Source organism: Pseudomonas maumuensis (assembly GCF_019139675.1).
Lineage (GTDB): Bacteria > Pseudomonadota > Gammaproteobacteria > Pseudomonadales > Pseudomonadaceae > Aquipseudomonas > Aquipseudomonas maumuensis.
The window spans coordinates 3,587,797-3,607,795 of the sequence record NZ_CP077077.1; the positions used below are offsets into that span (position 1 = coordinate 3,587,797).

The following is a 19,999-nucleotide window of genomic DNA, read 5'->3' on the forward strand; positions in this document are numbered from 1 at the left end:
CTGCTTGAAATGTCGTCTGTCAGATCGCCGGCTGCGCGGCAGCCCTCGTTCAGAGCCCCGTCGGAAGCTCGCCGTAGATGCGTTCCACCTGCGCCCGCGCATCGGTCGCCAGGGCCAACGCTTGGAGATACAGGCCCCGCGCCTCGATCAGGGTGCGCTGCGCATCGAGCACATCGAGGAAGGCGAACTTGCCCATCTCGAAACCTCGGGTGGCGGTTTCCACCGCCTGCTGAGCGGCAGGCAGGATGGTGCGGTCATAGGCCTGCACCTCGCCCATGGCCGTGCCCCACTGGTCCAGGGCGCTGCGGGTTTCGCTGCGCAAGCGCAGCTCGACGGCATTGCGCAGATCGCGGGCCTGGTCGGCGCGGCGAGCGGCGGCCAGCACGTTGCCCTGATTGCGATCGAACAGCGGCAGCGGCATGGACAGCCCCACCACATTCACCCGCTCACGTTCCTCGCGGCTGTACTGGCTGCCCAGGCTTACGGTCAGGTTGGGGATGCGCTGGGCCTTCTCGGAACCGAGGCTGGCGTCGCCGCGCTCTATCTGTGCCACCGCCAGGCGCCATTCGGCGGTCTGCTCGACCGAGGCCAGCAGGCGTTCGGCCTGAGGTGCGGGGCCTGGCGAGAGTGAGGTGGCGTCGAGCCGGTCAAAACGGGTCTCGGCGCTGCCCGTCAGCCGCGCCAGGGATTGGTTGGCCACCGTACGCTCGGTCCGCGTCCGGCGCACCGCCGCCTCGGCCTGGGCCAACTGAATCTGGGCGCGCGTGGCCTCCACCGGCGAGGATTGGCCTGCACGCACCCGCCCTTCCACCACCCGAAGGCCACGTTCGGTCAGCGCCTGCGATTGCTGCGCCAGCTCCAGCGCAGTCTGCGCCCGCAAGGCGGCGTGGAAGGCCTGGATGACGTCGGCGCGCAGGCTGTTGCGTTGACGCTCGAGCTCCAGGCGGGCGATCGCCTGGCCAGCCTCGGCGACCTCGATCCGTGCGCCGCGCTTGCCGCCCAGCTCCAGGGCCTGGCTAAGGGTCACGGTGGTGGTGCTGGTGTCGCGGCGTGTGTCCTCGACCTCCCAGGACAACTCAGGATTGGGGATCAGCCCGGCCTGACGGCGCTCGCCTTCGGCGATGCCGATTTCGCGACCGATGGCGGCGAAGTCCGGGTTCTGGGCAAAGGCGGCGTCGAGCGCCTGGTCCAGGCTCAGGCCCTCGGCGCCGGCAGGGCCGGCCAGCAACAGGCAGAGCAAGGCGATCTTACGGGGGATGGGCACGGCGGAAGTCCTCGTCGAAAAGCGGCGGAAAGCGTTGGCGAGGGACTTTAGGAAGCTTTGGTTATCTGGGGGGTGGCGTGAAGATTACAATTCTGTAATCAAGGGAAAGCCACTCGAGGAGTTCGCCGGTAGAGTTTCAGCGCCTGTCAGATCGAGCGCCGCCCGCGCGGCGCATCGCGGATGAATCCGCTCCTACGTTTGTTGCAACGTACCGAACCTGTCAGGCCATGGTTGCCAGCCTTGGCGCAGGTCTTGAGACAGGTGGGGCAGCAGTAATGCCCACCGAAACATCGCGGCGAGCGCGAAAGGCTTACAACCATGGCCTATCAGGCATGGCCACGTTGCAACAAATGTAGGAGCGGATTCATCCGCGATGCGCCGCGCGGGCGGCGCTCGATCTCCTAGGCGCTGCAACTCTTTCGCCAGGCACTTCGCGCCATCACGCAATCACAACCAACCGCAAAGACTTGCCAGCAGACCAATCCCGAAATACTGTATGAATATTCAGTATTCAGCGGACCACCCCATGCAACTCATCGCCAAACTCGGCATCCTCGCCGACGCCGCCAAGTACGACGCGTCCTGCGCCAGCAGCGGCGCGCCCAAGCGTAGCTCGCGCGGCCGCGACGGCCTCGGCGCCACCGATGGCATGGGCATCTGCCACAGCTACACCCCCGATGGCCGCTGCGTGTCGCTGCTCAAGGTGCTGCTCACCAACTTCTGTCTGTACGATTGCCAATACTGCGTCAACCGCCGCTCGAGCAACGTGCCCCGAGCACGCTTCAGCCCCGAAGAGGTGGTGCGCCTGACCCTGGACTTCTACCGGCGCAACTGCATCAGCGGCCTGTTCCTCAGCTCAGGCATCATCCGCTCAGCCGACTACACCATGGAGCAACTGATCCGGGTGGCGCGCCTGCTGCGCGAAGAACACGCCTTTCGTGGCTATATCCACCTCAAGACCATTCCCGACGCCGACCCGCTGCTGATCGAGGAAGCCGGGCGCCTGGCCGACCGGTTGAGCGTGAACATCGAACTGCCCACCGACGCCAGCCTTCAGCGCCTGGCCCCAGAAAAGCGCGCCAGCACCATCCGCCAGGCCATGGGCGTGATCCACCACGGCCAGCAGGCGGTCGCCGGCGAGCCGCGGGCGCCACGCTTCACCCCCGCCGGGCAGAGCACCCAGGTGATCGTCGGCGCCGACGCCACCGACGACAGTACCTTGCTGCGCAACGCCGAGTCGCTGTACCAAGGCTATGGGCTCAAACGTGTCTATTACTCCGCCTTCAGCCCGATCCCCGACAGCCCCTCCAGCGTGCCCCTGGCCGCCCCGCCGCTGCTGCGCGAACACCGCCTGTACCAGGCTGACTTCCTGCTGCGCGGCTACGGCTACAAGGCCGGCGAACTGCTGGGCGAGGCCGGCAACCTGGCCCTGGACATCGACCCCAAGCTGGCCTGGGCGCTGGCCAACCGCGAGGTCTTCCCGCTCGACGTCAACCGCGCCGAACCGGCGTTGCTAGCGCGCATACCCGGTATCGGTCTGCGCAGCGTGCAGCGCCTGGTCGCCCTACGCCGGGAGCGGCGCATCCGCTACGACGACCTGATCCAGTTGCGTTGCGTGCTGGAGAAGGCACGCCCGTTCATCGTCACCAGTGACTACCGCCCGGCCCAGGCCGAGCTGCGCAGCGGCCTGCTGCGCGCCCGCCTGCGTGAACCCCAGGCGCCCGTGCAGATGGGGCTGTGGGGATGATCGCGCTGGATTGCGGCGATGACTTCGCCACCTGGCGCGACCAGGCCCGGCAACTGCTCGGCCACGGCATCGACCCGGCCACGGTGACCTGGGGCCAGACCTGGATGGATGACTTGCTGGCCGTGCCCACGCCCCTGCCCGCAGGCCCCGGCCCGTTCCACGCCCGCGTGCCGGCGGCGCTGCTGGCCCAGCTGGAACAGGCTGGGCGCTACCGCGGCGAGCAGCGCTGGAACCTGTTGTACGAGGTGCTGTGGCGCGTCGCCCATGGCGATCGCACCGCGATGCTGGCCGGCGACCGCCTGGGCAGTGAACTGCAACGGCGCATCCGTCAGGTCGGCCGCGAGGCTCATCACCTGCATGCCTTCGTGCGCTTCGTGCCACTGCCCGAGGCGCTGGCCAAGCAGTTGCAACTGGACTTGGTGGCCTACCACGAACCCGCGCATGACATCCTCGACAGCGCCAGCGCGCACTTCGCCGAACGCTTGGGCCGCCAGCGCTGGCTGATAGCGACGCCCCACGACGGCATCCGCTACGACGGCGCGCAACTGGACTATCGCCGCCAGTGCCCGGAAGACTGGCGGCAATGGGCGCGCAACGCCGACGACCCCGGGGCCGAACTATGGCTGGCCTACTACCGGCACACCTTCAACCCCGCGCGATTGAACCCCGGCGCGCTACGCCAGCATCTGCCCGGACGCTTCTGGCGTCATCTGCCCGAGGGACCGCTGATCCCCGAGCTGGTGGGCCAAGCACGGCACGGCAAACAACGCGACGGCCAGGCGCTGGAAATTGGGCAAAAACAAGGTAAACGGATTGGCGCAGGTGGCACCGACCGATAGGTACGGCTGTGGGCGAAACAATCCATTCGAATAGAAAATGTGAAAATTTCATCATTTTCAATGCATGCGGCCTGTTCTTGATCAGGCAATCCCGACATACTTATTGCTAATCGTTCTCATAAGCACTAGTAATAAGGATAAAGCTCGGCATGTCATCGCTCCCCTCGCCCCACCGTTTCGCGCCCACCCGCAACCTGCTGGCCATGGCCATCTGCATGGCGACCCTCACCCCCGCGCTGGCAGCCGAACAGGCCCCCGCCGTGATCGAGCTGGGCGCCACGGCCATCGACGACAGCAGCCTGGGCAGCACCACCGAGGGGTCGAAGTCGTACACCACCGGCGCCATGTCCACCGCCACCAAGCTGCCGCTGACCATGCGCGAGACGCCCCAGGCGGTGACGGTGATCACCCGCCAGCGCATGGACGACCAGGGCATGACCAGCATCAACGACGTCGCCAGGTACACCCCGGGCCTGTTCCTCAACCAGTCCAACGGCCCGGGCCGGCAGACCTACAAGGCCCGTGGCTTCGACGTCGACAACATCATGTACGACGGCATCCCCAGCGCCTACACCGGCTGGGTGGTCGGCGCCCAACCGAACCTGGCGATGTTCGACCGGGTGGAAGTGGTGCGCGGCGCCACCGGCCTGGTCACTGGCTCCGGCACGCCCTCGGCGGCGATCAACCTGGTACGCAAGCGCCCACTGGCAGAGCAGAAAGTCACCCTCACCGGCGCCGCCGGCAGCTGGGACAACTACCGCGGCGAACTGGACGCCTCCAGCCCGCTCAACGACAGCGGCACCCTGCGTGGCCGCGTGGTGGCCTCATATCGGGATGCCAACGGCTTCCGTGACGGCCAGCAGGAAGACCACGGGCTGTTCTACGCGGTGACCGAGGCCGATCTGGGCGAGGACACCACCCTCACCCTCGGCCTCTCCCACCAGAAGGACAAGACCAATGTGTTCTGGGGCTCGATCCCCAGCGCCCTCGACGGCCATCACCTGGACCTGCCGCGCTCCTACAACCCGGCCACCGACTGGGAAGTCAAGGACCAGGAGATCAATACCCTGTTCGCCGAGGTGCGCCAGCGCCTGGCCAATGACTGGAAGCTGCAGGTCAACGCCACCTACAGCGAGCAGAACGCGCTGTTCCGCGGCTCCTACCAATCGCGCTGGGACCTGACCCAGCCGCTGAGCCGGACGGTCTACCAGTCGGCCCACGACGAGAACCAGCTGGGCCTGGACACCTTCGCCAGCGGCCCGTTCGAGGCCTTCGGCCGCACCCACGAGCTGGTGGTAGGCGCCAGCAAGCGCATCTACGACATGAGCGAGCGCAACTACAGCCCCTACGACATGGACTACCCCATCGACGGCGGCAAGCCCAACTTCCTGCACACCAGCAGCAGTCGCTACCTGATCAACCAGGAAGGCGTGTACACCACCACCCGCCTGAGCCTGGCCGATCCGCTCAAGCTGATCCTCGGCGGGCGCCTGGACTGGTACGACTACGACCAGCGCGGCAGCAACGAAGGCGACTACAAAGTGACCCGCAACGTCACCCGCTATGCCGGCCTGATCTACGAACTGGACGAACACCACTCGGTCTACACCAGCTATACCGACATCTTCCAGCCACAGGACAGCCAGGACAGCAGCGGCACGCCGGTGCGGCCGATCGAAGGCAAGAACTACGAGGTAGGCATCAAGGGTGAATACTTCGATGGCGCGCTCAATGCCAGCCTTGCCGTGTTCCGCATCGACCAGGAAAACCGCGCGGTCGAGGTGGCCGACAAAAGCGTCTGCCGAGCGGGCCAGTTCACCTGCTACGAAGCCTCCGGCGAAGTGCGCAGCCAGGGTATCGACTTCGAGGTGCAAGGTGCGCTGACCGAGCAATGGCAGATCGGCGCCGGCTATACCTACGCCCGCGTACACACCACCAAGGACGCCAAGAATCCTGCCAAGGTCAACAAGCCACTATCGTCCGACACCCCCGAGCACCAGCTCAAGCTGTTCACCACCTACCGCTTCCAGGGCCCGCTGGAAAAACTGCGCGTCGGTGGCGGCATCACCTGGCAGAGCCGCATGTACAACGATTTCAGCGTGGCCGACGGCAGCCGCTACCGCCTCGAGCAAGGTGCCTACGCGGTGACCGACCTGATGGCCGGCTACGCGGTCAACCAGCACCTGGACCTGCAGCTCAATGCCAACAACGTGTTCGACAGGAAGTACTACTCGTCGATTTCCAGCTCGGTGAACTACGGGGGCGACACCTTTGGCGATCCGCGCAACCTGATGCTGACCGCCAAGTACAGCTTCTGACCCGCTCAGGCGCAGGGATGCGCTTGATACCGCGATTGAACACGGGTCTTGTGGGCGCCAGGGGTCGCTAGGCGCGCCCTCCTCCTTCAGGCATGCACCCAGCGTCGATGCAGCGCCCGCGCCAAGGCATCGAGCATGAACCCCAGTGCGCCGATCAGCAGCACCATCGCCATCAGCTCCGAATAGGCCAGCCGGTCGCGGGTGTCGAGGATGAAATAGCCAAGCCCGGCACTCACCCCGAGCATTTCGCACGGCACCAGCACGATCCACAGGATGCCGATGGCCAGGCGCACGCCGGTCAGCACATGGCCGATCACCCCGGGGATGATCACCTTGCACAACGTCTCCCAGCGCGTGGCGCTGAGGCTGCGGCTCAACTGCAGCCAGCGCGGGTCGAGCTGGCGCACCCCGGCGGCGGTGTTGAGCAGGATCGGCCACAGCGCGGCGAAGGCCAGCAGGAAGTAGATCGGCTGGTCGCCCACGCCCATCAGCATCACCACCACCGGCATCCACGACAGCGGCGAGATCATGCGCAGGAACTGGAACGCCGGCGTGGTCGCCGCCTCCAGGTGGCGATAGCTGCCCACCAGCAGGCCCAGCGGCACACCGATCAGCAGCGCCAGCAGCAGGCCGACGAGGATGCGCTCGAGGCTCACCCAGATATGCCCGTAGACCTCGCCCTGCCCCAGCAGCTCGATCAGGCTTTGCAGCGTGGCCTGAGGCGCGAAGCGCGCCGACAGGCCATCGGCGGCGCCGAACAGGCGCACCCCCGCCCACCACAGCAACAGCAGCGCCGCCAGGCCCGCCAGGCCCAGGGCGCCATGCATGAAATGCCTGCGCATCAGACCGCGAACTCCTCGCTACGCTGGAAGTTCTCGGCGATGCCGAACGCCGCCGGGCCACCCACCGCGGCAATGGCGTTGCGCACGAAGCGATCGTCCACCAGGTCGCGCGCGGTCTGAGCCGGGTCGAGGGCGGCAAGGAAATCGCTCTCGCCGACGATCAGGGTGTTCTTCAGGCGCTTGACCAGTTCCTCGGTGTAGCTGGGGAACGGGTAAGGCTGGAAGTCGATGCGCTTCTCGTCCCACTGCTGGTGCTGGATCGCGCCGCTGGCAATGTAACCAGCACGGTCATCGACCGATGGCGCCAGCACCTTGGTCAGCACCGCAGGTTCGTGCGGGGTGTACTTGTTAGGGCCGGCCTTGGACAGCAACGCCGCGGCCTCGGCACGGTGCTCACGGGTCCAGTGCTGGGCCTTGACGATGGCGTTGACCACCTTCTGCGACCACTCCGGGCGATTGTTCAGATCATGCTCGTGCATGAACACCACGCAGCAGGCGTGGTTGCGCCAGACGTCACCGGTGAAGCGCTGCACGCGGCCGACCTTGAGGTTCTCGGCCAGGGCGTTGAACGGTTCGGCGACGATGTAGCCGGCGATGCGCTTGCTGGCCAGGGCCGGCGGCATGTCCGAAGGCGGCAGCACCAGCAGGTTGACTTCGTTGTCCGCCAGCTGCGCGGTGGCGGGCTTGGACACGGGCTTGAGGCCGTTGTCGGTGAGCATCTGCTGCAGCACCACGTTGTGGATCGAGTACCAGAACGGAATGGCCACGGTCTTGCCGCCGAGCTGCTTCATGTCGGTGATGTCCGGGGCCACGGTCAGGCCCGAGCCGCCGACGTGGTTCCAGGCCACGACCTTGGCTGGCACCTTGCTGCCGTAGCGCGCCCACACGGTCATCGGCGACAGCAGGTGGATGACGTTGACCTGCCCGGAGATGAACGCCTCGATCACCTGGGCCCAACTGCGCAGCAGCACCGGGCGCTCGGCCTTGATGCCCTCGGCCTCGAACAGGCCGTTGTTGTGCGCCACCAGCAGTGGCGTGGCATCGGTGATCGGCAGGTAGCCGATGCGTACCGGCGCGTCCGGCTCGGCGGCGGCGCGCGCCTGCAGGCTCGACAGCAAGGGCACGGCGCCGGCGGCGGTGAGCATGGCGCTGAGTTTGAGAAAATCGCGACGGGACGTGGTGGAACAGCAGTCATCCATGCACATGGACAGCCTCCGAGGGCAAGGGGGATGGGGTGGTTTCGGCTGTGCGGCTTGCCCGCCGAAGGGTCTTGAGGATTTCGATACGCAGCGCGCCCAGCTCCTCGACCCGATGCGCGCGGGGCTGCGGCAGGTCGATGTGCCACTGGCCGAGGGTGCGCGCCGGGTGGTTGCCCAGTAGCAGCACGCGATCGGACAGCAGCAAGGCTTCGTCGATATCGTGGGTGATCAGCACGGCGGCAGTATTGTGGGTGGCGATCAGTTGCAGCAGCAGTTGCTGCATGTCGGCGCGGGTCACCTCGTCCAGCGCGCCGAACGGCTCGTCCAGCAACAGCACCTCGGGCTGGCGCGCCAGGCAGCGGGCCAGCGCGGTGCGCTGGGCCATGCCGCCGGACAACTGCGCCGGGTACTGCCCGCGGGCATGGGCCAGGCCCACCGCGTCGATGGCGTGGTCGATGCGTGTGCGCCGCTCGGCCGCCGCCAGCTTGGGCTGGCGGGCAAAGTCGAGGCCGAAGGCGACGTTCTTCTCCAGGCTCAGCCAGGGCAGCAGGCTCGGGTCCTGGAACGCCACCGCCAGGCGCGGGTGCGGCCCCTGCAGCGGCTCGCCGCGCAGCTGCACGCTGCCGCCACGGGGCTGCTGCAGCCCGGCCAGCACGCGCAACAGGCTGGACTTGCCGACCCCGCTGGGGCCAAGGATGGTCACCACCTCGCCCGGCGCCAGCGCCAGGTCGAACTGCTCCAGCACCGCCTGCCAGCCACCGTCGCGCGGGTAGCCCAGGCTGATGTCACGGGCTTCGAGCAGCACCTCGGTCATGCGCTGGCCGCCTGGCGTTGCAGTTCGGCGCGCAGCTGCACCAGGCTCGGGGTGACGATCGGCACGAACGCCGACTCGCGCCATCGCCGGGCGAAACCTTCGCCATAGGCCGTGAGATAAGCCTTGCCACCGCTGGCCTGAAGCTCCAGTTGCACAGCGTCGGCGGCGCATTCGGCGAGGGTGATGCGCAACTTGAACAAGGCGGCCGGTTGGCCCTGGAAGCGCCCGTCGAGCAGGCCCTGCTTGAGCTCGCCGACGGTATTCTCCAGGCGCTCCTTGAGCACCTGGCGAGCCTCTTCGAGGAACGAGCCACGGCCTTGCAGATGCTCCTGCACTTCATCCAACGCTCGCCGGGCCAGACCGATGGCCATGCCGCACTGCAGCGCCAGGAACGCCGGGCGCACCTTGGGCAGGAACTCGCGGGCGTTGTCATGCAGCAGCCAGTCGCGGGCCAGCGGCACCTGGTGGAACGCCAGCGCCGCAGTATTGCTCGACTGTAGGCCCATCAGTTGCAAGTCCTCGGAGCGCTCCAGGCCCGCTGCATTCGAGGGAATGGCGACCACGAACGGTGCGCCGCCAACGTCATCCTCGATGGCCGCCGCCACCACGAAGCCGCACTTGCGCAGATTGGTGACCCAATGCAGACGGCCTTCCAGGCTCCAGCCGTCGACCGCAGGGCGACCACGCACCTGCAAGGCTTCGATGCCGGAAAGGAACTTCATGGCGTTGGACAGGCCAGTAGCACCGGCCAGCTCGCCCTTGAGCAGGTCGGGCATCAGCCGCTCGCACAGTGCCCGGTTGGGGCTTTGCAGCAGGTATTCGATGAAGGCGCGCTGGCCCCAGCAGACGAACGCCGCGGCCAGCGAACGGCTGGCGATGGCGGCGATGGCCTCGACCGCCTCGCTGACGTCGCCGCCCGTGCCGCCCAGGGCCGGGTCGACGCCGATGCGCAGCAACTGCGACTCGGCGATCTGCGCAAGCACCAGGTGCGGATCGCACTGGCCCTGGTCGATGGCCTCGGCATTGGCATCCAGCCATTGTCGAAATGCATGGTCAAGCATGTCCCTAACTCCTTGTGAAACGCCGGACGCGCCGGCATCGGGCCTCGGTCAGGCCGAAGGCTGCCAGCGGTATTTGCCGAGCTCGTCGTTGAGCGGCGTCTGGGCGAACACATTAGCAAAGTTGCACAGGGTTGCGAGGCTGATACCGAGAATCACTTCCAGCGCGTTGCCTTCGCTGAAACCGGCGTCACGGAAGGCCTGGTAGGTGGCGTCGCCGACGTTGCCGCGGGTGGCGATCACTTCACGGGCGAAGGCGGCCAGGGTCTCGTAGCGAGCGTCGGGCAACTCGCCGCGGGCGCGCAGGGCATCGACCACTTCCTGGGGCAGCTTGGCCTTGTTCAGCGCCACCGCAGTGTGGCCGGCGACGCAGAAATCGCAGCCGTGCTGGGTGGCGGCGATCAGCTGCACCACTTCGCGCTCGGCCAGGGTCAGCTCGGACTTGCCGTTGAGCGCCGAGACGGTGACGTAGGTTTCCAGCGCCGCCGGGGCATTGGCCAGGATGCCCAGCAGGTTGGGAATGAAGCCTGAGTTCTTCTGTGCGTTCTCGAGGAACGGGCGGGCGGCTTCCGGAGCGGTCTGCAGGCTGTGTAGAGTGATGCGCGCGGACATGGAGTGGTCTCCTTTGATGTAGGTCGCTACAGTCTGTTGGTTATAAGAAGTAGCATCCATATTCATCAGTCGCCTTTCCTTGCTCCAGAGTCCTTGCATTAGATGATTTCTTCCAGCCCCCTCGTCGATTGGTTATTAGAGAGCCTGGAGCTCGACGCCAGCCTGTTCCATGTGGGCCGCTACTGCGGCGGCTGGCACGCCAGCACCCAAGGCCTGGGCCGGGCCAGTTTCCACCTGGTGGTGCAGGGCCACTGCTGGCTGCACATCGACGGCCAGGCGCAGCCTGTGCGCCTGGAGAGCGGCGATGCGGTGTTCCTCTTGCGTGACCTGACCTATCGATTGTCCGGCGACGAGGATGCCGCCGATGCCTGTGCCCAGCCGCGCCGGAGCATGCAGGCGCTGGACCTCGAAGCCAGCGATGGCGTGGGGCTGGTGTGCGGGTTCTTCCATTTCCAGTCCGGGTTGTCGTCGCTGATCGTCGACGGCCTGGCGGACTGGATCCTGCTGCGCGCGAGCGATCCTGCCGGCAGCGCGGCGCGGGCACTGTTCGGGCTGATCCTCGAGGAGTGCCGGCGCCCGCAGCCGTCCCAAGCGCTGCTCGAACGCCTGACCCACCTGTTGTTCCTCTATGTGCTGCGCCAGCAGGTGCATGACGGCCAGTCGTGGGGCGGGCTGATCGCCCTCGCCCGGCAACCGGCCTTCGCCGGCTTGCTCGAACGCTTGATCGAGGAGCCTGGCCAGGCCTGGACTCTGGAGGCCATGGCGGCCTGCGCGGGGTTGTCGCGCTCGGCGTTCTTCAAGCGCTTCAACGAGCTGGCCGGACAATCCCCCGGGCAGGTGCTGCTGGCGCTGCGCATGCGCCATGCCTGCCAGTTGCTCAAGGCCGGCAATACCGTCGAGCAGGTAGGCGCGCAGGCCGGGTATCAGTCGGTGGCGGCATTCACCCGAGCCTTCGCCAAGGCCGTCGGGGTGCAGCCAGGGGCGTACCGCAAGCAGCACGAAGGGCGCGCTGGGTAACGGCCTTTCAACGCCGCCGCTGCATCCAGGCAGCCCCCAGCCCGCTGAGGCAGATCACCGCGATACCGACCAGGCTGGTACTGTCCGGCACCTGCGCGAACACCACCAGGCCCAGCAACCCGGCGAACACGATCTGGCAATAGCTGAACGGCGCCAGCAACGCCGGCGCGGCATGGCGGAACGCCTGGGTCAGCAGCAAGTGCGCGGTCATCCCGCAGCCGCCCAGCGCCAGCATCAGCGGTACATGCGGCCACTGCGGCGTCTGCCAGAAGAACGGCACCAGCGCCGTCATGATCAGGGTGTTGCACACGCCCGCGTAGAAGTTGCTGGTGGTCGGGCTGTCATGGGCCGCCAGCTTGCGCGTCAGCAACTGACTAGAAGCAAAAACCCAAGGCCGAACCGAAGGGGAACAGGATCGCCGGGGTGAACATCGCCCCACCCGGATGCACCACCACCAGTACCCCGATGAAGCCCATCACCACCGCCAGCCACTGCCCCAGGGTCACCCGCTCCTTGAGCAGCGGCACCGACAATGCGGTGACCAGCACCGGGGCGAGGAAGTTGACCGAGGTCGCCTCCGCCAGCGGCAGGTACTGCAGCCCGGCGGTGAACAGCAGGCTGGTGCTGAGCAGGCTCAGCGCCCGCAAGGTCTGCAGCAATGGCCGGCGGGTGCGCAAAACCGCCAGTCCAGCCTTGGGCAGGAAGATCCCGGCCATCAGCAAGGTATGCACCAGGTAACGGACCCACACCACCATGACGACCGGGTAGATCCCGCCGAGGAATTTCGACAAACCGTCGTGGCTGGCGAACAGGAAGGTGGCCACCACCACCAGGGCGATGCCGCGCAGCGGCTGGTTGACTCCGGACAGCGGTGTACTGGAACTCATGGGGCTCTCGGGCGATTGCCCCGGCATGGCGCCCGGGCATGGGCGGATTCTAGAAGAGAACCTTCGGGAGGAACAAAGCATTGTGGTCCAACCGGTACATTCCGTTCGCTGATCGAACCGATTTCCCCAGGCACCGCGCCCAAAAGCCACAGCTTTCAGTGCCGCTGCGAGGTCACCAGGAAGTTACGCAACGCCGGCTCGTCATCCAGGGCGATCTCCCGTACCGGTCGTGGCAGGTCGGCCAGCACCGCCTGGCAGAACGCCAGGGCCGGAACATCCCCGCCGTAGCACCGCACCAACCAGTCGCCTTGTCCCTCGCACAGCGTGCGCCGCGCTACCGCCAGGCCCACGCCCTGGCGGCGATATTTCTTGAGCACGAACAGGTCGGCCAGCTCCCAGGCGTCGATGCCGGGTAGTTCACTGCGCTCGATGAGCATGAAGCCGGCGATGAAACCGTCCACCAGTATCAGGCTGGCGCTCCAGCCCGGGGTTTGCCAATAGCGGGTGAAGTGCGGCTCGTGGAGGTAGAAGCGCCCATCCGCCTCGACATCTTCCTGCTCCCAGTCAGAGGACTCGTAGGCGTAGAACTGGTAGAGGTTGCGTACCAGGTCGGCATGCTCGGGGCCGGTCTGCAGCAATTCGACAGGGAGGGTCATGGAACAGGCTCGATGAATGCGGGAGCGCGAGTCTACCTGGGCGCTCAGGCGTTTGCAGCGGGGCGGCGATGCATCCATCCTCGCGGCTCGTCGCCACGACGATGGATGCGGGTTTTGTCACGCCTGCGGCAGGGCTGCCACCGCGTCCACTTCCACCAGCATGCCGTCCAGCGCCAGGCGCGGTACCGGGATCAAGGTGCAGGTCGGGGTCATTCTGCCGCCCCAGGCACGCTCGGCCTCGGCCACCCACTGGCGCAGCCGCGCCTCGGAATGGTCGACCACCAGCAGGGTGAGCTTGCACACATGCTCCAGCGTTGCCCCACGGGAGGCCAGGGCGATCTTCAGGTTCATCAAGGCTTGGCGCGCCTGTTCGTCGAAGCGTGCCGACAGCTTGCCTTGCAAGTCCTCGCCGCCCTGACCGGCGATATACAGCAGGCGGCTGCCGGCGCGGACCTCGGCGACATGGGAATAGGCATTGCCACTGGGATCGTAGAGGCCTTCGGGGTTGCTCAGGGCAAAGGCGGCTGGCTGGGTCATGGTATCGCTCCATCGATGGAAAGAGCGGCCAAGTATCAAACCTCAGGTTAGGTCGAGGTCAAGCCCCGCCTGCCACGCCTTGGGCGGCACCTATTTTTCCTGCAACACCGCCCTGCCCTTCACTGCCCGCGGCCCGCGCCAGGCCCAGAACAACAAGCCCGGAATCGGCGCATAGACGACGAACACCACCCACAGCATCTTGCGTTCGGCGCGCCGGTCGCTGCCGATGATGTGCCAGATGGCCCAGATTTCCAGGAGGATGACGACGAGCGCGACAACGAACCAGATTGTTCCGATTTCCATGAGTCTTCTCCTATTGGCTGTACTGGCTTGGGTTGTCGCACGCGCCGAGGGTTCACTCGGATCTTGTCCGGCCCGCGACCCGCTGGCACAGTGGCCAACCACCCTGCACCGCCCCCGGGAGCCCTCATGCCATTCGATCCGACCCTGCTCGCCCAGGCGCGCCACGTGGTGGTGTTCACCGGTGCCGGGGTGTCCGCGGAAAGTGGCATCGCCACGTTTCGCGACAAGCTGACCGGCCTGTGGGCGCGCTTCGACCCGGCGCAACTGGCCAGCGCCGAGGGTTTTCGCGCCGACCCGGCGCTGGTCTGGGGCTGGTACCAGATGCGCCGCGCCGGGATCGCCAAGGCCACGCCCAACCCTGGCCACCTGGCGATCGCCGCGCTGGCGGCGCATGTGCCGCAGTTGACCCTGATAACGCAGAACGTCGACGACCTGCACGAACGCGCCGGCAGCCACGCCGTGCTGCACCTGCATGGCCGGCTGGACGCCTTTCGCTGCCTGGACTGCGCGCGCCCGGCGGATGAGCCCGTGGCACTGCCCGAGGCGGCCGCTCACGGCTGCCGTATCGAACCACCGCGCTGCGCTTGCTGCGCCGGGCCGCTGCGCCCCGGTGTGGTGTGGTTTGGCGAGATGTTGCCCGAGGCGGTGCTGGAGCAGGCATTCGCCGCCGCGCGGCAGTGCGATGTACTGCTGTCGGTAGGCACCTCAGGCCTGGTACAGCCGGCGGCCTCGATACCTCGCATGGCACTGGCGGCGGGGGCGACGGTGGTGCATGTCAATCCGCAGCCGGTGCCCTGCGAGCACCCACGGGCGTTCATGCTGGCCGGCAAGGCGGGTGAAGTGCTGCCGCAACTGCTGCGTCAGGCCTTCGCCTGAGCTAGCGGCCAGCCTGGTCCAAGGCGGTTTTCAGGGCATCGGCATCGGCATAGCTGTTGCGCGCTACCACCACGCCATGCTCCAGCGCCAGCCACAGCACCTTGCCTTCGTCCCCGGCATAGCGACTGGCGACCCGGCCTTCGCGGTCGAGCAGTACCCGGTAGCTGTAGTCGCGCATGGCCGGGATGGCGAACAGCTTGCTGATCAGCGCCGGCATGCGCTGGATATCCGCGACGAACACGGCATGCCGCGCCTCCAGGTAGCCTTTGGACTGCTCGCCCAGGGCCGCCTTGACCAGCTTGGCGCCGTCCATGTCGCGGGCGACCAACAGAATCCGGGTATCGGCCCCCAGGCTGTAGGGCTGGTCGTACTGATCGAGCAGTGTCCAGGGCGCGAGGGTTTCGCCGGGCTGCGCGGCGTGGGCCACGAGCGCAAGCAGGCTGAGCAGAAGTGCAGCGGCGTATTTCATGAGATGCAGGTCCGAATCGTGAGGGTCGCCAGCATAGCCCAAGCCACCGCCCTTGACAGGCTCAACGCAACTGCCCGGCAATCAGCCCCACGGCAATCAGGATCATCACCCCGCCGGACAAGCGCCCCACGGCCTGCGCCGCGGCAGGCCGGGTGCGCAGCACGGCCTTGGCGCCGTAGCCGACCATCAGGTAGATCACCAGCGAACTGCCCAGGTGCATCAACCCCAGCAGCAGGATCTGCAGCGGCAACGGCCAGTTCGACTGCGGGTCGGTGAACTGCGGCAGCAAGGCCAGGAACAGCAGGAACACCTTGGGGTTGAGACCGCTGACGCACAGGCCCTTGAATGCCCAACGCGACCCAGAGTCCTGCCCACCGCCCGCTCCCGCCTCGGGCACGGCCGGGCTCAGCAGCAGGTTGGCGCCCAGCCACAACAGGTACACGCACCCCGCCAGGGTCAGCAAGGTCAACGCCAACGGGTGCCCGGCAATCAGGCTGCCGACTCCGGCAGCGACCACCAGGGTGACGAGCAGATGCCCCGACAACATGCCCACCACCGCCGGCACGACCCAGCGCCCGCGCATGCCGGCCGAGATGGCGTAGGCCCAATCGGCCCCGGGGGTGATCACGAACAGCAGGGAAACGGCCCAGAACGCCGTCAGTACACTCATGGCCATTTCGAGCCTTCCTTTCACACAGGTTTCGGTGAAAGAAAGACTACGGATATCGCCCAGGGATTTTCTTTCGTATATTCCCCGGAACAAGCCAAACAATGGAAGAATCTTCCCCGTGGACCGAACCGATCGAAAGATCCTTGCCGAGCTGCAAAAAGACGGTCGCCTATCGGTGACCGAACTGGCCGAGCGCGTGGGCTTGAGCCTGTCGCCCTGTCACCGGCGCCTCAAGGCGCTGGAGGACGCAGGCGCCATTCTCGGTTATCACGCCCGCCTGGCCCCGGCGGCCCTGGGCCTGAACTTCGCCGCGCTGGTGTTCGTGACCTTGCGTGAGGTGACCCGCCAGCCAGTAGCAGACTTCGAGGCGGCGCTGGCGGAGATCCCGCAGATCGTCGAGGCCCAGCGCCTGTTCGGCGACCCCGACTACCTGCTGCACGTGGTGGCCAAGGATTTGCCGGCCTTCCAGAAGCTGTACGACGAGCAACTGACCAGCATTCCCAATGTGAAGCGCCTCAGTTCGACGCTGGTGATGAAGGAAGTGATTCAGGACCGGCTGCTACCGATGTGACCCTGGGCCACTGTCCGGACGCGCCCTACAGGCAGGTGGCGGCTGCCGCGCGCCGGCGCAGGGCCATGCCGTCGTTCTTCTGCGCGTAGTAGTCCACCCGCGTGCCGCCGGCCTGGGCGTAGACGTCGACGAACGACTCGGCTTCACGGGTATAAACCGTGAAACCGCCTTGCTTACGGGCCTCCAGGTAGCCGCTGGCGTCGACCCCGAAGGTGTTCTCTTCCTGCCAGCTGAACTGAATGCACTGGGCCACCAGATCCGGTGTCTTGTGCGAATCCAACTGCGCGGTGGGTGCGCCGCCGCGCGCCGCTTCCATGGTCGACGATGCACAGCCCGCCAGCAGCAGCGCCACGGTGATCGGCAGAATTGCTCGCATGTTCCATCCTCGGGACAAAAAAAAGAAGGTGACTCTAGCATTGCCCAGGCACCAGGTGAATCGCCGTCGCCGTTCATCGCCGCCGCAATAAAATCTTGCGCGACAAAGAACCAAATCGATCGCCTCGTGTCTCAGGAGGTACCGCGTAAACCCTTGCGGATCAAGGACCTATAACGTGATGAAACGCCTTGCAAGCCTTTCCATGGTCGCCACCCTGCTGCTGCTCGGCGGCTGCTACAGCAACCATTACCACGACGATGACGATGGCTGGCGCGACCGTGATCGTGGCCACCGTCACCACCATCGCCATGACCGCGACGATGACGACCGCCAGTACCGTGACCGCTACTACCGCTGAAGCGTCCTTGCAACCCTGACTCGCCGCGAACGCGCGGCAATCTACCCCTGATGACTCCCCTGAGGTTCATAACATGCGTCTGACTCTGCCTTCCCTCGCCCTCGGCCTGCTGCTCTGCCAGGGTGCTTTCGCCGGTGACGGCACCGCGGCCATCGGCGGCGGCCTGGGTGGCGCCCTCGGCAATGTCGTGGGCAAACAGATCGGCGGCAGCACCGGTGCGGCCATCGGCGCCGGCCTCGGTGGCGCGGCCGGTAGCGCGGTGGGCGCGCGCAAGGGCAACCGTACCGAAGCGGCCATCGGCGGCGGCCTGGGCTCGGCAGGCGGTTCGCTGATCGGCGGCAAGCTCGGCGGCTCCAACGGTTCGACCATCGGTGCTGGCCTGGGCGGCGCGGCCGGTGGCGCCATCGGCAACCACATGGGCGACAACAACCGCAAGCACAAGCGTCGTCACTGATTCCCCCGTGCTCCCGTAACAGCGGGCTTGCCCCGCGATAGTGCCCGAACAGGTGCCTTGCACACCTGAGCCGACGCCATCGCGGGGCAAGCCCGTTGTGCGTATTGTCCGACGCCTCCCGGCAAAACATTGCAGCACGTCAACGACGCCATCGCGTCAAGCTGCCACACTAGGGCCATCGCCTTTCGTGCCCCTGATGTGAAGGAACACCCCCTCCCCATGAACCATGAGCTGCTCTGGGTCCTTGGCCTGCTCGCCGTCGTCGTCGTCCTGTTCATCCTCAATCGCCCGCGTATGGACGTGGTCGCCCTGCTGGTGATCGTCGCCCTGCCGCTGTCGGGCATCCTCACCGTGGAGCAGGCCATGGCCGGCTTCAGCGACCCCAACGTGGTACTGATCGCCGCCCTGTTCGTGATCGGCGAAGGGCTGGTGCGCACCGGTATCGCCTATCGCATCGGCGAATGGATGAGCGAACGCGCCGGCAACAGCGAAGCGCGCCTGCTGGTGCTGCTGATGGTGGCCGTGGCCGGCCTGGGCTCGGTGATGAGTTCCACCGGTGTGGTGGCGATTTTCATCCCGGTGGTGTTGAGTATTGCCACGCGCCTGCAGCTTTCGCCCAGCCGGCTGATGATGCCGTTGAGCTTCGCCGGCCTGATCAGCGGCATGCTGAGCCTGGTAGCGACACCGCCGAATGTGGTGGTGCATAGCGAACTGGTGCGCCACGGCGAGAGCGGCTTCGGCTTCTTCAGTTTCACCCCCTTCGGCCTGGTGGTGCTGGTGCTCGGCATCGGCTACATGCTGCTGACCCGCCACTGGCTCAACGGCGAGGTGCGCAAGGATGGTCGGATCGAGAGCCGCCGCACCTTGCTCGACCTGGTGCTGGACTACAAACTCAATGGCCGCGAGCGGCGCTTGCGCATCCGTCCCCATTCGCCACTGATCGGTCACACCCTTGGCGAGCTGGAGCTGCGCACCCGCCACGGCGCCAACGTGATCGGCATCGAGCGTCAACACAAGTTCACCACCCGAGTGATCGGCGCCGACTCGGGTACCCTGCTGCTGCAGGGCGACGTGCTGTTGCTCGATCTGTTCGCCAACCGCGACGACCTGCGCAGTCTTTGCCAGGCCATGCTGCTCGAACCTCTGCACTTCAAGGCCGCCTACTTCATCGACCAGTCCCAGGAGCTGGGCATGGCGGAAATTTCGCTGCCCCCCGGTTCGCAGCTGATCGGCAAGAGCATCCTCGAACTGGCCTTCCGTACCCGCTACGACCTCAACGTGGTCGGCCTGCGCCGTGACCAGCAAGGCATCGAGGGGCAACTGGTGGAAGAAAAACTGCGCCTGGGCGACACCCTGCTGGTGGTCGGACCGTGGAAGGCGGTGCGCCAGTTGCAAAGCAAGCCGCGCGACTTCCTGGTGCTGAGCCTGCCGGCGGAAGTCGACCAGGTGGCGCCGGCGCGGGCCCGGGCACCTTACGCGCTGATCAGCCTGGCGGTGATGGTCGGGCTGATGGTCAGCGGCCTGGTCCCCAACGTCATCGCCGCGCTGATCGGCTGCCTGTTGATGGGTGCAGGACGCTGCATCGACATGAACAGCGCCTACCGCGCGATCCACTGGCAGAGCCTGGTGCTGATCGTCGGCATGCTGCCCTTTGCCCTGGCCCTGCAAAAGACCGGCGGCATCGACCTGGCCGTCGCTGCGCTGGTCGGTGCGCTCGGCGACGCCGGCCCCAGGGTGATCCTCGGCTGCCTGTTCGCCGTCACGGCACTGATCGGGCTGTTCATCTCCAATACCGCGACCGCGGTGCTGATGGCCCCGGTGGCGGTGAGCACCGCGCAGCAGCTGGGCATGTCGCCCTACCCGTTCGCCATGACCGTGGCCCTGGCGGCGTCGGCGGCGTTCATGACGCCGGTGTCGTCGCCGGTCAACACCCTGGTGCTGGGGCCCGGTCAGTACCGCTTCGCCGACTTCGTCAAAATCGGCGTGCCGTTCACCTTGCTGGTGATGCTGGTGACCGTGCTGATGGTGCCGTGGGTGTTCGGGCTGTAGTCGTCGGCACGATCCGGGCGGTTCGCAGCGAATTGACATCAATTGACCACTTGAAAGACACTGACACGACATCGTCCCAGGTG

The 19,999-nt window shown here is 66.5% G+C and carries 21 protein-coding genes and 1 pseudogene; 9 read left to right on the top strand and 13 right to left on the bottom strand.

Annotation, left to right across the window (positions count from 1 at the left end):
- Positions 1-49 precede the first annotated feature (49 nt).
- Positions 50-1,264 carry a TolC family protein gene (locus tag KSS90_RS15875; protein ID WP_217866339.1) on the bottom strand — a complete coding sequence of 405 codons (1,215 nt, stop codon included), beginning with the start codon at positions 1,262-1,264 and terminating at the stop codon, positions 50-52.
- A gap of 526 nt (positions 1,265-1,790) precedes the next feature.
- Between KSS90_RS15875 and KSS90_RS15880 the strand changes: the two genes are divergently transcribed.
- The 3 genes from KSS90_RS15880 to KSS90_RS15890 all read left to right on the top strand — a co-directional run bounded on the left by KSS90_RS15880 (position 1,791) and on the right by KSS90_RS15890 (position 6,168).
- The gene (locus tag KSS90_RS15880; RefSeq protein WP_046855067.1) at positions 1,791-3,011 is read left to right on the top strand and encodes a putative DNA modification/repair radical SAM protein; all 1,221 of its coding nucleotides are present in this window, start codon (positions 1,791-1,793) and stop codon (positions 3,009-3,011) included.
- Complete coding sequence (locus tag KSS90_RS15885) at positions 3,008-3,850, top strand: TIGR03915 family putative DNA repair protein (RefSeq protein WP_217866340.1); 843 nt, start codon at positions 3,008-3,010, stop codon at positions 3,848-3,850. The genes KSS90_RS15880 and KSS90_RS15885 overlap by 4 nt, the downstream gene beginning before the upstream one ends.
- Positions 3,851-3,999: 149 nt before the next feature.
- Positions 4,000-6,168, top strand: coding sequence for a TonB-dependent siderophore receptor (locus tag KSS90_RS15890; protein ID WP_217866341.1), 2,169 nt, complete (start codon positions 4,000-4,002; stop codon positions 6,166-6,168).
- 86 nt (positions 6,169-6,254) lie between these two features.
- On the opposite strand, the gene KSS90_RS15895 is transcribed toward KSS90_RS15890, so the two are convergent.
- From KSS90_RS15895 to KSS90_RS15915, 5 genes are read right to left on the bottom strand one after another with little or no spacing between them, the layout of a single operon-like run.
- On the bottom strand, positions 6,255-7,010 hold the full coding sequence (locus KSS90_RS15895) for an ABC transporter permease (protein WP_217866342.1): 756 nt from the start codon (positions 7,008-7,010) through the stop codon (positions 6,255-6,257).
- A complete protein-coding gene (locus KSS90_RS15900) occupies positions 7,010-8,215 on the bottom strand; it encodes an ABC transporter substrate-binding protein (RefSeq protein WP_217866343.1) in 1,206 nt (401 codons plus the stop codon). Before KSS90_RS15900 ends, KSS90_RS15895 begins: the two co-directional genes overlap by 1 nt.
- On the bottom strand, positions 8,202-9,023 hold the full coding sequence (locus KSS90_RS15905) for an ABC transporter ATP-binding protein (protein WP_217866344.1): 822 nt from the start codon (positions 9,021-9,023) through the stop codon (positions 8,202-8,204). The genes KSS90_RS15900 and KSS90_RS15905 overlap by 14 nt, the downstream gene beginning before the upstream one ends.
- Positions 9,020-10,084, bottom strand: coding sequence for an acyl-CoA dehydrogenase family protein (locus KSS90_RS15910; RefSeq protein WP_217866345.1), 1,065 nt, complete (start codon positions 10,082-10,084; stop codon positions 9,020-9,022). Before KSS90_RS15910 ends, KSS90_RS15905 begins: the two co-directional genes overlap by 4 nt.
- 48 nt (positions 10,085-10,132) lie before the next feature.
- Positions 10,133-10,693 carry a carboxymuconolactone decarboxylase family protein gene (locus tag KSS90_RS15915; protein ID WP_217866346.1) on the bottom strand — a complete coding sequence of 187 codons (561 nt, stop codon included), beginning with the start codon at positions 10,691-10,693 and terminating at the stop codon, positions 10,133-10,135.
- Positions 10,694-10,795: 102 nt separating this feature from the next.
- On the opposite strand from KSS90_RS15915, the gene KSS90_RS15920 reads away from it, so the two are divergent.
- Positions 10,796-11,710 (top strand): AraC family transcriptional regulator, encoded by a 915-nt coding sequence (locus tag KSS90_RS15920; protein ID WP_217866347.1) that lies wholly within the window; start codon positions 10,796-10,798, stop codon positions 11,708-11,710.
- A gap of 7 nt (positions 11,711-11,717) precedes the next feature.
- Here KSS90_RS15920 and KSS90_RS15925 read toward each other — a convergent pair.
- The 4 genes and pseudogenes from KSS90_RS15925 to KSS90_RS15940 form a co-directional block, all read right to left on the bottom strand.
- A pseudogene (locus KSS90_RS15925) lies at positions 11,718-12,597 on the bottom strand (DMT family transporter).
- Positions 12,598-12,752: 155 nt separating this feature from the next.
- Positions 12,753-13,253, bottom strand: a complete 501-nt coding sequence (locus tag KSS90_RS15930; protein ID WP_217866348.1) for a GNAT family N-acetyltransferase — start codon at positions 13,251-13,253, stop codon at positions 12,753-12,755.
- A 117-nt stretch (positions 13,254-13,370) separates the two neighbouring features.
- On the bottom strand, positions 13,371-13,790 hold the full coding sequence (locus tag KSS90_RS15935) for a RidA family protein (RefSeq protein WP_217866349.1): 420 nt from the start codon (positions 13,788-13,790) through the stop codon (positions 13,371-13,373).
- A 90-nt stretch (positions 13,791-13,880) separates the two neighbouring features.
- Positions 13,881-14,093, bottom strand: a complete 213-nt coding sequence (locus KSS90_RS15940) for a PLDc N-terminal domain-containing protein (RefSeq protein WP_217866350.1) — start codon at positions 14,091-14,093, stop codon at positions 13,881-13,883.
- A 126-nt stretch (positions 14,094-14,219) separates the two neighbouring features.
- Here KSS90_RS15940 and KSS90_RS15945 point away from each other — a divergent pair, with 126 nt between their 5' ends.
- The gene (locus tag KSS90_RS15945; RefSeq protein ID WP_217866351.1) at positions 14,220-14,969 is read left to right on the top strand and encodes an SIR2 family NAD-dependent protein deacylase; all 750 of its coding nucleotides are present in this window, start codon (positions 14,220-14,222) and stop codon (positions 14,967-14,969) included.
- A gap of 1 nt (position 14,970) precedes the next feature.
- Here the strand turns inward: KSS90_RS15945 and KSS90_RS15950 are convergent, their stop codons facing one another.
- Positions 14,971-15,438, bottom strand: coding sequence for an FAD/FMN-containing dehydrogenase (locus tag KSS90_RS15950; RefSeq protein WP_217866352.1), 468 nt, complete (start codon positions 15,436-15,438; stop codon positions 14,971-14,973).
- A 61-nt stretch (positions 15,439-15,499) separates the two neighbouring features.
- The gene (locus KSS90_RS15955) at positions 15,500-16,114 is read right to left on the bottom strand and encodes a LysE family translocator (RefSeq protein WP_217866353.1); all 615 of its coding nucleotides are present in this window, start codon (positions 16,112-16,114) and stop codon (positions 15,500-15,502) included.
- Positions 16,115-16,226: 112 nt separating this feature from the next.
- Between KSS90_RS15955 and KSS90_RS15960 the strand changes: the two genes are divergently transcribed.
- Entirely contained in the window at positions 16,227-16,679 is a 453-nt protein-coding gene (locus tag KSS90_RS15960) for an Lrp/AsnC family transcriptional regulator (RefSeq protein WP_217866354.1), read from the top strand.
- Positions 16,680-16,704: 25 nt separating this feature from the next.
- Here the strand turns inward: KSS90_RS15960 and KSS90_RS15965 are convergent, their stop codons facing one another.
- A complete protein-coding gene (locus KSS90_RS15965; RefSeq protein ID WP_046855051.1) occupies positions 16,705-17,055 on the bottom strand; it encodes a hypothetical protein in 351 nt (116 codons plus the stop codon).
- Positions 17,056-17,233: 178 nt separating this feature from the next.
- Between KSS90_RS15965 and KSS90_RS15970 the strand changes: the two genes are divergently transcribed.
- The 3 genes from KSS90_RS15970 to KSS90_RS15980 all read left to right on the top strand — a co-directional run bounded on the left by KSS90_RS15970 (position 17,234) and on the right by KSS90_RS15980 (position 19,916).
- Positions 17,234-17,413, top strand: a complete 180-nt coding sequence (locus tag KSS90_RS15970) for a hypothetical protein (RefSeq protein WP_046855050.1) — start codon at positions 17,234-17,236, stop codon at positions 17,411-17,413.
- Between the two features lie 73 nt (positions 17,414-17,486).
- Positions 17,487-17,867: a glycine zipper domain-containing protein gene (locus tag KSS90_RS15975; RefSeq protein WP_046855049.1), complete on the top strand. Its 381-nt coding sequence runs from the start codon at positions 17,487-17,489 to the stop codon at positions 17,865-17,867.
- 219 nt (positions 17,868-18,086) lie between these two features.
- The gene (locus KSS90_RS15980; protein ID WP_217866355.1) at positions 18,087-19,916 is read left to right on the top strand and encodes an SLC13 family permease; all 1,830 of its coding nucleotides are present in this window, start codon (positions 18,087-18,089) and stop codon (positions 19,914-19,916) included.
- Positions 19,917-19,999 lie beyond the last annotated feature (83 nt).